The sequence below is a fragment of the Streptomyces sp. GESEQ-35 genome (assembly GCF_017948485.1).
Lineage (GTDB): Bacteria > Actinomycetota > Actinomycetes > Streptomycetales > Streptomycetaceae > Streptomyces.
Window position 1 is genome coordinate 1 of sequence record NZ_JAFFSX010000096.1, and the last position, 528, is coordinate 528.

Here is a 528-nt window from a genome sequence, read left to right on the forward strand (position 1 = left end):
AGCCAACGCCTCCAGACCAGCGGTGAGTTCGTGCCGGTCAGTGCCCAGAACGACCGCCCGCTCGTCGAACAGGGCACGTCCGTTAGTAATGGTGTGCGCGACAGCAGCCACATCCAGGTCCGCGCCGGCCTCACGGACGTACGCCGCCAGCCGTGCGGCCTGCTCCCGCAGCGCTACCGGCGCCTTTGCCGACACGGGCCACAGCACGAGCCCACCCGCACCCTGCTCGGACTCCTTCGCCGAGTCATCGACGGGCGCCGCTTCCAGGATGATGTGCGCGTTGGTGCCGCTGATGCCGAAGGAAGACACACCGGCCCTCCGCGGACGCCCGACCTGCGGCCACTCCCGCGCCTCGGCCAGCAGCCGCACCTGCCCGGCCTCCCACTCCACATGCGACGTGGGCTCGTCCACATGGAGCGTCCGCGGCAGGACTCCGCGCCGCATCGACTCCACCATCTTGATCACACCCGCCACACCCGCAGCAGCCTGCGCATGCCCGATGTTCGACTTCACCGACCCCAGCCACAA

The 528-nt window shown here is 69.7% G+C and carries 1 protein-coding gene; it reads right to left on the reverse strand.

What is annotated here, in order from left to right:
- On the reverse strand, positions 1–528 hold a 528-nt coding region (locus KCH87_RS48495; protein ID WP_282613096.1), incomplete at both ends, for a ketoacyl-synthetase C-terminal extension domain-containing protein.